This is a genomic window from Pacificimonas sp. ICDLI1SI03 (genome assembly GCF_054740865.1).
Genome location: NZ_JBSQAU010000001.1, coordinates 1,663,645 through 1,678,569 on the forward strand (window position 1 = coordinate 1,663,645; position 14,925 = coordinate 1,678,569).

Below are 14,925 nucleotides of genomic sequence, written 5' to 3' on the forward strand. Positions count from 1 at the left end.
GCACCTGCACCTTGCAACCCGATGCGGTTCTGGCAGAAGCTGCGGCATGACCCTCCGCGTTCCCTCCTCCAGCTCCGCTGACCCCGCTTTTCCGGCATTGCGTCTGCGCCGTCCCCGCGCGTCGAACTGGTCGCGGCGCCTGCATGCGGAGACCGTCCTGACACCGGCAGACCTGATCTGGCCCGTATTCATCACCGAGGGCGAAAATGTTCGTGAACCGATCAAGACGATGCCGGGTGTCGACAGGCTGTCGACAGACCTGCTGCTAGAGGCCGCGCGGGAGGCTGTGGATCTGGGCATTCCGGCGCTGGCGCTGTTTCCCAACACGCCGGGCGACCGCCGTACCGAGGATGGCCGGGAAGCGGTAAATCCCGAAAATCTGATGTGCCGGGGCAGCCGCGCGATCCGCGACGCCGGCCTCGACATCGGCATCCTGACGGATGTCGCGCTCGACCCCTATACCGATCATGGCCATGACGGCCTGATGTCGCCGGATCATCGCATTCTGAACGATGAAACGCTGGAGGTTCTGGCGGCCCAGGCGGTCAATCAGGCGCGCGCCGGCGCCGACATCGTCGCCCCCAGCGACATGATGGACGGACGTGTGGCCGCCATTCGCACCGCGCTGGAATCAGAGGGGTTTCGGGACGTTCAGATCATGTCCTATGCCGCCAAATATGCCAGCGCCTTTTACGGACCGTTCCGTGATGCCGTGGGATCGGGCGGGCGCCTGACCGGCGACAAGAAAACCTACCAGATGGACCCGGCAAACGCGAAGGAAGCGCTTAGGGAGGTGGCGCTCGACATTGCAGAGGGCGCCGACAGCGTCATGGTAAAGCCGGGGCTCGCCTATCTTGATATCGTCGCGAACGTCCATGCCGTCTTCAACGTGCCCATCTTCGCCTATCAGGTGTCGGGCGAATATGCGATGATGCGGATGGCCATGAATGCGGGCATTCTGGACGCCGAACGCGGCATGATGGAGGTACTGACTGCCTTCAAACGCGCCGGATGCAGCGGAGTCCTGACCTATTTCGCGCGCGACGCCGCGCGCCTTCTGAACGGATGAGTGCCGCGACGGCGCGCCTGACCGCCCGCCTTCCCATGCGCAGCCTGTTCGTCCTGACCGTATTTACGGGCAGCTTTCTGCTGTTTTTGGTGCAGCCCATGTTCGCCCGCCTGGCGCTCCCCCATCTGGGCGGCGCGCCGGCAGTGTGGACCGTTGCCATGCTGTTTTACCAGGCGGCGCTGCTGGCAGGATATATCTATGCTGACATTCTGGTCCGCCTTCGGCCCAAGCGGCAATATCTGTTCCATATTGCTGCCTTTCTGGTCGCAGCGGCGACATTGCCGGTGTCACTGCGGGAAATCGGCGGCTGGCAGGAAACGGGGGCCATGCTGTGGCTGATCGCGGCGCTTGCCATTTCCATTGGTCCCGTCTTTTTCGTCATCAGTGCGCAGGCGCCGCTGATGCAAAGCTGGTTCGCGGCAGCGCCCGAAACGGCGGGGCGCGATCCCTATTTCCTCTACGCCGCGTCGAATGCAGGCAGCCTGCTTGCGCTGCTGATCTATCCCGTTTTCATAGAACCTTCTCTGACGCTGACCGACCAGCGCCTGTTGTGGTCTGCGGGCTTTGTCCTCCTCCTCGCCATGGTCGTAATTGTCGGCCTTGATTTCCAGCGTGCGGAACGACCCGTCGCGCCTGCGGAACGCCAGCCCATTCCGGCGCGAACGGCATTGTCCTGGATCGCGCTGGCGGCTGTCCCCTCCGGCCTGATGCTGTCAACCACGACGCATCTGACCACGGATATCGTCGCCGTACCGCTGCTGTGGGTGTTGCCGCTGGGGCTTTATCTTCTCAGCTTCATCGTCGCCTTTTCGGAAGGCGGGCAGATATTCGTTCGCAATGCCCGCTTCATTGCGCCGCCGCTGCTGCTTGCGCTGGGCAGTTATACTTTCATGGCAGAGGGGCTGTTCGCGTTCCTCCTCGCCATGATGGGCCTCGTGCTGCTGTTCTACGTTGCGCTGGCCCTTCATGGGCAATTGGCGGCTGCACGGCCCCCGGCGGGGCAGTTGACCGGCTATTATCTCTACATGTCGGTGGGCGGCATGCTGGGCGGCCTGTTCGCGGCGGTCGTCGCGCCGCTCGCTTTCGACTGGACCTATGAGCATCCGATCCTGCTGGTGGCCGCCGCCGCTTTGTTGCCGGCGACGCCTTTGACGGGATGGTTCGGGCGGCTGTGGGAAGGGCGCGCGGCGCTTTCGGTCGCCGTGCCGGTGCTTGCCCTGCTGCTGTCCGCTGCGGCGTGGCAGCTGGACAGCGAGACGGTAACGCTGGTGCTGCGTATCCTGTTCGTCGTCATTGCCCTCCTCGCCATCGGGCAGCGGCTTGTCTTTGCCGGTATTTTCGCCGCGCTGATGCTGTCCATGGGCGGCTGGAGCACGCTGGCCGACAGTTTCGGCGAAGCATACCGGGTCAGAAGCTTCTTTGGCATCTACACGATCCGCGAGGAAAATGAGGAGAATGTGCGGCAATTGCAGCACGGGACGACGCTGCATGGTGCCCAGAGCCGCAATCCGGCGCTGGCGACGCGGCCGCTGGGCTATTACGGCCCGACCAGCGGCGCGGGACGCATCTTTGCAAGTCTCGACGTGCCGCAGGCCAGTGTCGGGGTCGTCGGCCTGGGCGTCGGATCGCTGGGCTGCTATCGGCAGCCGGGGCAGGAGTGGACGTTCTTCGAGATCGATCCTGTCGTCGTAACCATCGCCCGCGACCGCAGCCGGTTTACATATTTGTCGCGCTGCGCGCCGGATGCGGACATCGTCATTGGCGATGCCCGGGTCAGCCTGGCGAGGGACGGCCGGCGAAATTTCGATCTACTGGCCATCGATGCCTTTTCCTCCGACGCCATTCCGCAGCATCTGATGACCCGCGAAGCGTTCCAGCTTTATACCGAGCGGCTGAAAGCCGGCGGGCGTCTGCTGGTGCACATTTCCAACCGCTTCGTCGATTTGGAGCCGGTCGTTGGGCGCATTGCCGAGGATCTGGGCTGGCACGCCCGTATCCTGGACGACGTCCCAGAACGATCGGCAGAAAACGGGCTGGAATATACCCGTTCCCTGTGGATCGTGATGGCCGCGGATGAAGCCAGCCTGCCCGACGCGGCAGAATGGCGCCCGCTGAACACGCGCCCCGATCAGCCCGCATGGACAGACGATTTCGGGTCGATCCTGCCTGTCCTGCGCTATTAAATAAACGGTCCTTAAATCCCCGCTGCCGCGATCGCCTGTTCCAGATCGGCGATAATATCATCGGGATCCTCCAGGCCGATGGAAAGGCGCAGCAGCCCCTCGGTAATGCCCATTTCGGCCCTGCCCTCCTCCCCCACGCCATAATGGGTTGTCGAGGCGGGGTGCGTCATCAGGCTGCGTGAATCGCCGATATTATTCGAAATATCGACCAGTTGCAGCGCGTTCAGCAGCGCGTGCGCCTGTTCGCGGCCCCCGTCCAGAAAGATCGAGATGATCGTGCCACCGGCGGACATCTGCGCCTTTGCCAGTTCGAGCTGCGGATGTGAATCGAGATGCGGGTAAAGCAGGCGCGGTACGCGATGTTCCAGCGCCTGCGCGATCTTCAGCGCATTTTCAGACTGGCGATGCACGCGCAGGTCGAGAGTTTCCAGCCCCTTCAGCACCACCCACGCATTGAACGGCGACAGATTGGGACCGGTATTGCGCTGGAACGGCAACAGCGTATCGTTGATGAATTCCGCCGTGCCAAGAACGGCGCCCGCCAGCACGCGCCCCTGCCCGTCCATCATCTTCGTCGCGGAATAGGCGACCATGTCGGCGCCCATTTCCATCGGCCGTTGCAGGATCGGCGTCGCAAAGGCGTTGTCGACCAGGAGCTTTGCCCCGCCATCATGCGCAATGTCGGCAATGGCGCGGATGTCCGCCACCTCCAGCGTGGGATTGGCGGGCGTTTCCAGAAAGAACAGCTTCGTATTGGGGCGCATGGCGGCGGCCCAGGCATCATTGTCGGTGCCGTCGACGATGGTCACCTCTATGCCGAAGCGCGGCAGCAATTCGCTGCCCAGCCATTTGCACGACCCGAACATCGACCGCGCGGTCACCATGTGATCGCCCGCCGACAATTGGCACAGCAGCGCCGTCGTCATGGCCGCCATGCCGGATGCCTGCGCCCGGCATGCCTCTGCCCCCTCCATCAGGCACAGCCGCTCCTCAAGCATGGCCACTGTCGGGTTTTGCAGGCGCGAATAGGTCATGCCCGGATCGTCGCCGCGGAAGCGCGCCGCCGCCGTTTCCGCCACGTCATAGCTGTAGCCAGAGGTCAGAAACAGCGCCTCCGACGTTTCGCCGAATTCCGAACGCAGCGTGCCCCCACGAATCGCCTGCGTCGCGGGTTTCCAATTGCGGGTGATCTGCCTGTCATGGCCGGTCTTGTTCTTCATGCGCGGCGCAATGGCACGGAGCGCCCGGACCGGTCAAACGGGGAGATGAACCGCACAGGGCAAAAACGGACGAACCGCACACACAGCGCGGGTGCGTGCGCGCCCGCGCGAGAAATCATTGAAGAATTTTGGGGGCGGCAACTGGCAGCAGGCAGCGTCCGAGCGCACCGCCGCAGGGCAAACCGCACAGCCGAAATATTGTGCGGTTCGGGCGACGCGCTGCGTTCGCCAAGCAAAAAATCGCCGGACGGGCGCGGAGGAATCTTGGTGCGGATAGGCATGGCGGAATTATGCCGCAGGCGGGCGGATGTAGGAAAATGGTTTCTGTTAATCCGCCAACCTGCCGAGTCAGTCTGCCGCCAGAGCTTCGTCCAACATGGCGGTCAGGGGCGTGGAGGAACCGCCGAACGCTTCCCCGGTCCAGTCGTAGTCCAGCCGATCGAGCGTCAGCGCGAGGGCCAGACCCTGCGCCTGCGTCCACGAACTGCCGCGCCGGGCAAAGCCGGTCATCGCGTCCGGCACGGGGACGGCGGCGCCGTCCGGATCGACCAGATAGCGGTACCCGACCCACTGGCCCGACCCCTCCATGCTAAGCCAGATATCCTCCGCCTGCGTCAAATAGCTGTCAGCGACGTGCAGCATTAATATTCAGCCCTTCCTCAGGCTCATTCACCCCTGACCTGGTCCTTGGCGCTATCCTCCTCAAATTCTTCCATGACCTCTGCCGCATCGCGCTCATCTTCGGCGCTCGGGCCATCGGCATCATCATTGCGCGTTCGCGCCGGTGCGGGTGCAAGGCACAATTGCGCGATAACGGGACGGTGATCCGAACCCACCGGCACGCCCACGCTCATATCTTCAAGCAAGAACTCTTCCGTCACGAACAGGTGATCGAGCGGCCAGCCGAGCCAGGTTTTGTCAGCCGGGAATGTCGCATAGGTTCCGCGCCCGATACGCGGATCGAGGAAACTGCCGATTTCCAGGAAAAGGCTCGTCGTATCGGACCAGGCGACATCATTGAAATCACCGATGGCAAGGACCGGCATTTCAAGATCGCGCGATTGCCTTGCAGCGATAACAATCTCCGCATCGCGCTCTTCGGTGTCCTGACCGGGCGTGGGCGGGCGGGGATGCAAGCCAATCACCCTGAATTCGCGCCTGCCCGCCATCAATGTTGCGAAAACTGACGGCGTATCCTTTTCCGCCAGTTCCTGAATGGTAGCGTCCTTCATGGGCAGGCGCGTGGCAAACATGAGGCCGTAAGTGTTGCTGAGCGGACGATCGATTCGGCCGGAATATTCTGCCATGATCGGGGCCATTGCATCTGCCCAAGCCTGATCGGTTTCCGTCAGCAGCAAAATGTCTGGATCGATATCCCGGATCAGATCTGCCGTGCGCTGGTATTCGCGATTGGTTTGCAGCACGTTGAGCGTGAGGACGGTAAAGCAACCCTCACCATCAGCTTCGCCAGGCAGCGTACGCGCCACCTCAGTCTCCGCGATGGGCGTATAGGGATGGATCCGATACAGCTGCCATACGCTCAGACCGACCAGGATCAGCGGGCCCCAAGGGCGCCAGCGGCGATCAAGGAACCATAGTGCGATTGCAGCGGAAAGCATCGCGATGAGGATTTGCACCCTTGGGAAGTCCCAGACGCGTATCCACCATTGGTTGAGATCAGTCGTGCTAAGCAGGGTTCCCGCGATCAAACACAAAGAGAGCAGACGCAGGAGCCAAAGCGCCGCCAGATTCCAGTTGATTGTAAACGTGCGAGCCATTTCGTGTTTTCCCCCGCGTGCGCAGTTAGCCGCCCCTTACGCGCCAGACCAGCTACTTCGGCAGGAGCGAAACCTCAGCCGTAGGCCGGGGGGAAGTCGAATGTCCGCACTCAACCCAATTTCTGGCTTTCATTGGTTGACTTAGCCGACCAGCAAGAAAGATGGCTTTCGCTAAATCGTGACATTCTCGAAAGGAAAACGAGCCGAAAGGGCCTAGAGGAACAGCGGAATGGCGTTTCCGAAGGAGTGGAGCAAGTCCGGCAGAAGCAGGCTGCCTGTGCGGAGGCGTAGCCAGACGGCGAGGAAGGCGGGAATGGCGGTCAGGGCCATGTAGGTGGGATCGAATGAGAACTGCCCGTCCGCATAACCAAAGGCGTGCGCGAGGCCGAAGAGCAGGCAGGACAGGATCGCGCCCCAGCCCCATTCGACGCCCAGCCACGACACGCGCCCGGCAAATGCCCGGTAGAGCGCAAAGAGCAGGATGCCGCGATAGAACGGCTCCTCCTCCAGACTGGGCATGGTGAGTTGAAAGGCGATTGTTTCCGGGGATGCGACATCATTCGGGAACATCAAAGCAATGATCAGAAAGAACGCACAATATAGCCCGGCGACGGGCAGGCAGCTGCGCAGGCTGCCGCGGGCCTGCACCAATGTCAGCCCCGACCTTCGCCACCCGAACCATGGCAGGGATGCGATTGCCAGGGTGGCCGCCAGTGCCAGAATTTTCCCCTGCCAATTCCAGCCCGACGCCGGGAGCAGATCGGGGATCAGGCCATATACGCTGGTCAACAGCACATCGTTCACAAAGACGAGCACCGCCGCGACGAGAAGCCAGCGAAACGAAAACGCCTCACGGTTCGTCAGTCCGAGAGCAGTGCCACCCAATATGAGCATCGCGGCGATCCCGCCTATGCCGACCAGTCCGTTCAAGATATTTTCCCCAAACGTGCGGCCCATTTACTAATTCAAATGAACAGATAGAGACTATCCCGGGGATGGGAGAAAATCGATGTCCGTGGGATTATTTTATCTGGTCTTTGGACTGGCGGTGTTGTTCCTTGAGATCGCAAAGGGGCACCATCGGGGGATTTATACGCGCGCCGACTGGTTCACCAATGTGTTGTGCGGCGCGGTGGGCATGGCGCTGGTGCGGCCGCTGGCTGCCGTGCTGACAGCGATGATGTTCGCGGCGCTGTTGCCGGAATCGAAGGACGCGGCGGCGGATGTGCCGGTCTGGACGGGCTTTCTGGTCACGCTGGTGCTGGCCGAGCTGCTGTTTTACTGGGTGCATCGCTGGGCGCACGAGGGGCGCGGGAAGCGGCCGCAGCTGGAATGGCTGTGGAAGCTGCACCGCACCCACCACAGCGGCAAGTTCATGAACAGCATCGTCATCTGGCGCATCAATCTGTTCTGGGCGCTGATGCAGCCGCAATCGCTGGTCATCGGCCTCGCCCTCTATCTGGGGCAGGTGCCGGCGGCGACGGCGGTGGGCCTGAGCCTGTATGTCTGGAACATCGTCACGCACAGCAATTTTCGCTGGGACGATCCAATCCGCCGCCACCGCCTGTTCGGCCCCGCATTTCGCGCGCTGGAGCATGTCATCGTTTCGCCCGGCGTGCATCACAGCCACCATGGTTATGGCAAGGACGGCGCAAGCTATCGCAACTTTGCGGTTATCCTGTCGCTATTCGACTGGGCGTTTGGCACGCTGCACATCCCCAAGGGACGGCCATGGAAATATGGTGTGCCCGGCCCAAGTGCGCATTGGAGTGAGGAAGTCTTCTATCCGCTGGTGCGGCGGCGCCCGCCCGAGAAGCGCGACGGGAACGCTGCCGCCTGAACAGGCAACGTTCCCGCCGGCGAGGCATTAGAACGCCTTTTGCACGCCGACCGTCAGTGACCAGTCATCGGGCATTTGCGGCCCGTTGAGATCCTGCACCAGCGGCAGGCCAGCCTCTACGCCGACGCGCCACCCGGCAAGCGCACCGTGGGTGAAAACGCTGTTCACACCGACAAAGCCTGTCAGCTTCTCGCCGCCCTGAAAATCGGGGTTCGCGGTCTGAACCGGACCGGCGATGTTGGGGTCCATGCCATTCACCCGGCCCAGGGTTTCCCCCTGCAGCCGCGCGGAAACGGCGATAGCCTGATCCAGCGAATAGGCCAGCCAGGCCGTTGCCATATAGCGGTCGCCCTGACGGTAGCCCGCATCATTGGTGCCCAGGCGGATTGTGCCCTTCACCTGCGCGCCCCAGCCAAATGCGGATGTCTGGTCACGATAGGTGATGCCGGGTTCCAGGTCCCATGTGCCGCTGCCCAATTGCATCGCATAGGGGACGCGGACGATCGGCTGCATCCCCATGGGGGTCAGGATATCGTCCGTCTTTGTGATGGAACCGGTCGGCACGGATATTCCCGCATTCACATGGACCGTTTCGGTCAGGCCGATAAGCGCGGATAATTTGGTATCGGCAAACCCCTGTGGCGAGGTAGTGAATTCGCCCAGCCGTCCGGTGCCCATGCCCCCCTGATAAGTGGCATGGTCCATTTCCTTTGCGACATAGCTGCCCATGGCCATCAGCGTGATGCGATCGCTGATGCCGTACATCGCCCCAAGCATGTGCATGTCCATCCGCATCTGCAGCGGAACGATCCTGAGCGTTGGCGGCTGACCGGGAGCGCCGGCAAACCGGTTCGGGACCGTCGTTGCGACCGTATCCGGCGAAACGCTGTCGGTGCCGATCTGAACGCCGCCCATGTCCATATACATAAGGCGGTAGGAAAGCATGAATTCCCCCTGCCCGTGGCGATGGTCGCCCATGACGCCGATGGGCGCATGGTCCAGCGCGCTTACATCATGGGCGGACGCGCACAGAGGCGCCGCAGCCGCGAGGGACGCGGCGATAATCGTCTTTTTCATTGTCTGGTTTCTTTCTGTCTGAATCTTTCGGGAAGGGATCAGACGAGAAAGGGAGGTGCGCGGGAGCGATATGCGAGAGGCGGCGCGCGCGGATCGGCAGAAAAAACAGATCGCAACGGCAATCGCGGCAGGCGCCCAAACCGGACCGGAACGGCCAGCAGAACCAGAAGCCCCAGCGCCGCCATCGCACACAGCGCGGCGCAGCTGCTGCCATGATCCTGCTGCGGCGCGGGATCGTCGACATCGATTTGCGTCGTGCCATTGCCCGAACAGATGACCAGAACACCGCCTGGTGCCCAGGCCGCATCGGACCGCGCGGTCGCCGGGATACAGCAGCTGGCCAGTGACCAGAGCTGAAATACCAGCGCCAGCGGCAGGACCAATGCGAAAGCAGAGTAAAAACGAAGAAGGCGTCGCACGCGCCGTCGTTATTGCCGGAGCGCTGCCGGGTCGAGTCCCGGGTTTATTCCGCCGGTTGCGGGGTTTCGCTGTCGGAAAGCTGGGCCTGCAGCCGGCGCGTCACTGCCTCCGGACTGCCGGTATTGCGGGCAAGCAGCCAGTAGAAGGTGGGAATGACGAAGAGGGTGAGAAGCGTCGAGATGCCGACGCCCCACACGATGACCGTGCCGATCGCCTGGCGGCTGGCGGCGCCCGCGCCGGTGGCGAGCATCAGGGGAAGCGCGCCGGCGACGGTCGCGATGCTGGTCATCAGGACCGGGCGCAGACGGCGGGTCGCCGCAGTGACGATGGAGGCAACGAATTCCTCTCCCTCATCGCGAAGCTGGTTTGCGAATTCGACGATCAGGATACCGTTCTTTGCTGCGAGACCCACCAGCATGACCAGTCCGATCTGGCTGTAGAGGTTCAGCGAATGGTCCATCACGACGAGGCCGAAAATGCCCCCGCCGACCGCCATTGGCACGCCGAGAATGATAACAAACGGAGTGACGAAACTTTCGAACTGAGCGGCGAGGACGAGGTAGACGAGAAGAATGGTGAACCCCAGCACCATCCAGATGGATCCGCCGGTCTGCCGCAGGGCACGGCTTTCCCCCTCATAGCCGATGGCGGCAACCTCTGGCAGTTGCGCCGCCTCAGCCTCGAGAAAGTCGAGCGCCTCCCCAAGAGATGCACCGGGGGCGAGCGTTCCCTCCAGCTTGATGGCGCGTAGTTTGTTGAAGCGGTTCAGTTCGCCGGCCTCAGCCGTCTGGCGAACGGTCACGAGTGCGGACAGCGGCACGACCGTACCGTCGCGTCCGCGCACATTGACGCCGCTGAGGTCCTCGGCAGTCACGCGGTCCTCCGCCTCTGCCTGCACGACGACATCATATTCCTCGCCCCGGTCCACATATGTACCGACGCGGCGCGACCCCATCATGGTTTCCAGGGTACGGCCGATATCCTGGGTGGAAACGTTCAGATCCGCCGCACGCGTGGTATTTACGTCGACGACCAATTGCGGGCGCGTTTCCTTGTAATCGGATTCCAGCGTATCGATGCCGGGGAAATTGTCGGCGGCGACGAACAGCGCATCGCGTGCGCGCGCCAGTTCCTCATACGTGTCGCCAGCGATCACGAATTCGATCGGCTGACCGCCACGATTGCCGAGACCGCCGCCCGGGAATACCCGGGCCTGAGCGGCGGGATACTCGGCCAGCATGGTGTTCATGCGCTGGGCGACCTCCTGCGTTGTCTCGTCTCTATGTTCCCATTCCTTAAGGAAAATGATCATACGACCATTGGAGAAATCGCCGGTGGTCCCCCAGCCGCCCGGCGCGCGCAGAACCGCGCTGCGGATGGGTCCGTCCCCCGACTGATCTTCACTGGGATCGACCATTGGCGCGAGCAGAGTTTCCATGTCATCCATGACATTGACGAGGCGCTGCCACCCGGCGCCCTCAGAAATGTTGACAGTGCCGTTCAGGGACCCGGAATCTTCCTGGGGGGCAAGTTCGCTGGTGAGATTTGCGAGGCCGAGAAGCGCAAAAGCCGCCACCAGGCCCAAAGCCGTAAGCCCAATGAGAACCGGCCGATGCACCAGCCGTTGCAACAGGGATTCATAGCGGCTGGACATGCGGTTGAAATGACGGTCGACGAATTGCGTCAGTCCCGTGCCATTGCCTGACCGTTTCAGGATTTTCGAGCAAAGGACAGGGATCAGCGTAAGCGCCACGAACATGGAAATGGATACCGACACGATCATGGTGATGGCCAGTTCGCGGAACAGAAGGCCGGTATTGCCCGGCAGGAACATGACGGGCACGAAAACGGCGATGACAACGGCGGTCGTGGCGATCACGGCAAAACCGACCTGACGCGCGCCGGCATAGGCGGCGAGCAGGCGGCTCTCCCCCTCCTCGATGCGGCGATAGATGTTTTCCAGAATCACGATGGCGTCATCGACCACCAGGCCGATGGCCATGACCAGTGCAAGAAGGGTCAGCAAATTGATGCTGAGGCCGAGAATCCAAAGCACGAAGAAGCTGCCGACCAGGCTGATCGGAACGGTGACCGCGGGTATGATCGTGGCGCGGACGCTGCCGAGAAACAGGTAGATCACCACGATGACGAGCAGGGCGGCGATAGCGAGTGTTTCCCAGACATTATCGATGGCGGCATCGATAAACACGCTGCTGTCGTAAGTGACGGAAAGCTCCACACCCGTTGGAAGAAGCTTTTGCACCTCCGCCAGCCGTTCCCTCACATCATTGGCGACGGCAAGCGTGTTGGCGCCGGACTGACCGACAATACCCATGCCGACGCCGGCAACGCCATTGGACCGGAAATAATTATACGGGTCCTCGGCACCCAATTCGATATTGGCAACGTCGCCCAGCCGCAGCAGCGAACCATCGTCGCCACGGCGGAGCACGAGACCCTCAAAATCCTCCACCTGTCCGTAGCCACGCGCCACGCGGACCGTCAGGTTCAGGTCTGCGGACTCCAGCCGGCCGGCGGGAAGCTCGACATTCTCCCGCCGAAGCGCCTCTTCGATGTCTGCGGGCGTCAATCGGTAAGCGGTCAGCGCCTGCTTATCCAGCCATATACGAATGGCGGGCCTGGCGCTGCCCCCGCCCTGCACCCGCGCCACACCGTCAATGGAGGAAAAGCGGTCGACGAGGACGCGATCAAGATAGTCTGCCAGCCATAATTGCGTCCGCCCCTCACCTGTCAGGTTAAGCCACATGATGGACTGACTGTCGGAATCGACCTTGTTCACTTCCGGCGGATCAGCCTCCTCCGGCAGATTGTCGAGGACGCCCGACACACGATCGCGGACATCATTTGCAGCATTATCGACATCGCGATTGGGCGAGAATTCGATGCTGACATCGGCGCGGCCATCGCGTGATGAAGAACGGATCGTGTCGATCCCCTCTACCCCCGCAACGCGATCCTCGATCAATTGCGTGATACGGGATTCGACGACGCTGGCGGCGGCGCCGGGATAATTGACGTCCACCGAGACGATAGGTGGGTCGATCGCAGGATATTCCCGGACGGATAATTGCAGAAACGCAACCGCCCCCGCGAGAAGCAGGATCAGGCTGAGAACGATCGCAAAGACCGGGCGCTTTACCGAGACGTCGGAAAGCATCATCCCCGGGCCACAGCCTCCTTGGTGGCTGCATTATCGGCGCAGGCCGCGGCGCCCGAACCACGCTCCGGCATTTTCGCATCCACAGGGGCATCGTCGCGCACCTTCACGGTGCCATCGGCGACGATCGGCGTGCCGAGCGCCAGGCCGTCCCGGACCTCTATCATGCCATCGGAACGCAATCCGGTTTCGATGCGGGTCCGCCGCGCAATGCCTTCATCGTCGATCTGGAATACAAAGGAATCATCGCCCTGCAGGATCAACGCCGTTTCCGGGATCGCCATAGCGGTATAGGATTGCGACACGATATCGACACTGAGCAGCATGCCAGGACGCAGTCGGCGATCGGGATTGGGGAGTACCGCGCGTACCGTGACGCTGCGGGAAAGCGGATCAACGCGAGGATCGATGCCGTCGATCTTTCCGCGGAACGGCTCCCCCGGATAAGCTGCAGCAACGGCCCTGATTTCCTGCCCTTCGTCGATGGCGGAAAGATATTGCTCTGGAACGGTAAAATCGAGATTGATGGATGAAATGTCGCTGATCGTCGCAATAGGCGAACCCGCACTGATGACGGCACCGGGAGAAATAGTGCGGAGGCCGATGACGCCGTCAAACGGGGCGCGAATGACCCGGTCTTCTATGCGGGACCGGATCGCACTGGCATCCGCACGGGCGCTGTCGCGGCTGGCGACCTGCGTATCGACGTTGGAACGGGTAGCAAAGCCGCGATCCTGCAGTTCCTGCAAACGGCCCAATTGTTGCTGCGCCTCTCTCGCGCGCGCTTCGACAGCGGCAAGATCGGCTGCTTCTTCTCCGCGTGAAAGCTGAGCGATCATGCTGCCCCGGCGGACGAAGTCTCCGTCGGAAAAACCCAGGCGCTCGATGCGCTCGGTAACGGGGGCCGTCAGAACCGTTTCTTCGCGAGCAAAGGCGGTACCTACAGCCTCTATCGCGCTGGAAAACCCATGTTCGGACACCCTTCCGCCCACAACTGTAGGCGCGCTTTCGTCGGGGCCGCCGCCCTGACCCCCATTATCCGATCCGCATGCCGCCAGCAGGGCGGTCATAAGACAGATCGGCAGAATGCGGTGTAGGATCATATCGGCCCTTATGAACTAGATTGGGCTACGTAGCAGAAATGCCGCGCCCCTTGGAATTCCATAACATAATATCATTACGCGCGCGTGTGATAAATGAACACATGCACTGCGGATGCGCGCGCCTCAGCTAGCCAAAACATAGGCGGCACCTCCGTTCCCGGCAACCGGCTTTTGCCGCGCTGCACAAAAGCGCCGCCAAAGGTTCATACGCCTGCAATCGTTACGACCCTGAACCGTCAATAAGCACGGTTAACAGACCTTTAACGATCCCCCGCCCCTGACGTTCGCTTTGGAGGATCGGCAACTGTCAAAGGGAAATATTCGATGCGTTACCTGCTTTGTTCTGCCGCCCTTACTCTGGTCACTCTTGCTTCGCCTGCGCATGCCGACCGCATCAAGGTGAGCTTCACCGGCACCAATTCCAGCCCCGACCGCGCCAACGTCTTTGGCACGGCGATCCCGACCGTCACCGGCTATCTGATCTATGACGACACCAGGGCGGGAACCCCGTTCGTCGTCAACGACAGCCGTTCTGCGTTCAACTATAGCGGCGCTGTCACCGACCTGAGCCTGGATTTCGGCAGCGGCATCGGTACGCTGGTCGAAGACCGTAATTTCGGTTCCATCCAGGTGTCCGACCAGTACAGCTTTGGCCGCGACCGCCTGTCCTTCAACAATATGAATATCGGCCCATCGCTGATCACCGGCGAGCCCGCCGGCACGAACAGCTATAATTTCACCCTGGGGCTTTCCGGCAGCTTCGATGCGCTGTCCCGCTCCGATCTGCCGGGCGCGTTCGACCCCGACATCTTCGGCCTGCAGGATCAGCTGAGCTTCTTCGTTTCGCGCCAGTCCGGCTCGCAGCCGACCGGCGTTGCGGTCAGCTTCAACTATAATCTCAGCAACATCACCGTCGAAAACCTCGACGCGCAGGTTCCCGAGCCTGCCGCGCTGGCGCTGTTCGGTCTTGGCCTGGGTGGCCTTGGCGCCGGCAGCATCGCCGCACGCCGCAAAGCAGCGCGCAGCTAAACATACCAAGCTGGATGCGGAGGGGGCA

Annotated in this window: 12 protein-coding genes; 4 read left to right on the forward strand and 8 right to left on the reverse strand. The window is 61.9% G+C overall.

The annotated features are described in order from the left end of the window. The first annotated feature begins 46 nt into the window (after nucleotides 1-46). Nucleotides 47-1,069: a porphobilinogen synthase gene (gene hemB, locus ACSMXM_RS08050; protein ID WP_460315373.1), complete on the forward strand. Its 1,023-nt coding sequence runs from the start codon at nucleotides 47-49 to the stop codon at nucleotides 1,067-1,069. Further along, nucleotides 1,066-3,252 (forward strand): spermidine synthase, encoded by a 2,187-nt coding sequence (locus ACSMXM_RS08055; protein WP_460315374.1) that lies wholly within the window; start codon nucleotides 1,066-1,068, stop codon nucleotides 3,250-3,252. The genes hemB and ACSMXM_RS08055 overlap by 4 nt, the downstream gene beginning before the upstream one ends. Before the next feature lie 11 nt (nucleotides 3,253-3,263). Here the strand turns inward: ACSMXM_RS08055 and metZ are convergent, their stop codons facing one another. From metZ to ACSMXM_RS08075, 4 genes are all read right to left on the reverse strand, one after another. Next, nucleotides 3,264-4,472 carry an O-succinylhomoserine sulfhydrylase gene (gene metZ / locus ACSMXM_RS08060; protein WP_460315376.1) on the reverse strand — a complete coding sequence of 403 codons (1,209 nt, stop codon included), beginning with the start codon at nucleotides 4,470-4,472 and terminating at the stop codon, nucleotides 3,264-3,266. A 348-nt stretch (nucleotides 4,473-4,820) separates the two neighbouring features. Further along, the gene (locus ACSMXM_RS08065) at nucleotides 4,821-5,114 is read right to left on the reverse strand and encodes a hypothetical protein (protein ID WP_460315378.1); all 294 of its coding nucleotides are present in this window, start codon (nucleotides 5,112-5,114) and stop codon (nucleotides 4,821-4,823) included. Between the two features lie 23 nt (nucleotides 5,115-5,137). Beyond that, nucleotides 5,138-6,250: an endonuclease/exonuclease/phosphatase family protein gene (locus ACSMXM_RS08070; RefSeq protein ID WP_460315380.1), complete on the reverse strand. Its 1,113-nt coding sequence runs from the start codon at nucleotides 6,248-6,250 to the stop codon at nucleotides 5,138-5,140. Between the two features lie 213 nt (nucleotides 6,251-6,463). Continuing rightward, entirely contained in the window at nucleotides 6,464-7,207 is a 744-nt protein-coding gene (locus ACSMXM_RS08075; RefSeq protein WP_460315382.1) for a CPBP family intramembrane glutamic endopeptidase, BDIM_20840 family, read from the reverse strand. A gap of 52 nt (nucleotides 7,208-7,259) precedes the next feature. On the opposite strand from ACSMXM_RS08075, the gene ACSMXM_RS08080 reads away from it, so the two are divergent. Next, nucleotides 7,260-8,090, forward strand: coding sequence for a sterol desaturase family protein (locus tag ACSMXM_RS08080; protein ID WP_460315384.1), 831 nt, complete (start codon nucleotides 7,260-7,262; stop codon nucleotides 8,088-8,090). 27 nt (nucleotides 8,091-8,117) lie between these two features. Here the strand turns inward: ACSMXM_RS08080 and ACSMXM_RS08085 are convergent, their stop codons facing one another. The 4 genes from ACSMXM_RS08085 to ACSMXM_RS08100 are packed head-to-tail and all read right to left on the reverse strand — an operon-like array spanning nucleotide 8,118 to nucleotide 13,868. Further along, a complete protein-coding gene (locus ACSMXM_RS08085; RefSeq protein ID WP_460315386.1) occupies nucleotides 8,118-9,167 on the reverse strand; it encodes an NUDIX hydrolase in 1,050 nt (349 codons plus the stop codon). A gap of 38 nt (nucleotides 9,168-9,205) precedes the next feature. Beyond that, the gene (locus tag ACSMXM_RS08090) at nucleotides 9,206-9,586 is read right to left on the reverse strand and encodes a hypothetical protein (RefSeq protein WP_460315388.1); all 381 of its coding nucleotides are present in this window, start codon (nucleotides 9,584-9,586) and stop codon (nucleotides 9,206-9,208) included. Nucleotides 9,587-9,630: 44 nt separating this feature from the next. Then, on the reverse strand, nucleotides 9,631-12,768 hold the full coding sequence (locus tag ACSMXM_RS08095) for an efflux RND transporter permease subunit (protein ID WP_460315390.1): 3,138 nt from the start codon (nucleotides 12,766-12,768) through the stop codon (nucleotides 9,631-9,633). Continuing rightward, a complete protein-coding gene (locus ACSMXM_RS08100) occupies nucleotides 12,765-13,868 on the reverse strand; it encodes an efflux RND transporter periplasmic adaptor subunit (protein WP_460315392.1) in 1,104 nt (367 codons plus the stop codon). The genes ACSMXM_RS08095 and ACSMXM_RS08100 overlap by 4 nt, the downstream gene beginning before the upstream one ends. A 324-nt stretch (nucleotides 13,869-14,192) precedes the next feature. Here ACSMXM_RS08100 and ACSMXM_RS08105 point away from each other — a divergent pair, with 324 nt between their 5' ends. Next, nucleotides 14,193-14,897: a PEP-CTERM sorting domain-containing protein gene (locus tag ACSMXM_RS08105; RefSeq protein WP_460315393.1), complete on the forward strand. Its 705-nt coding sequence runs from the start codon at nucleotides 14,193-14,195 to the stop codon at nucleotides 14,895-14,897. Nucleotides 14,898-14,925: the final 28 nt, after the last annotated feature.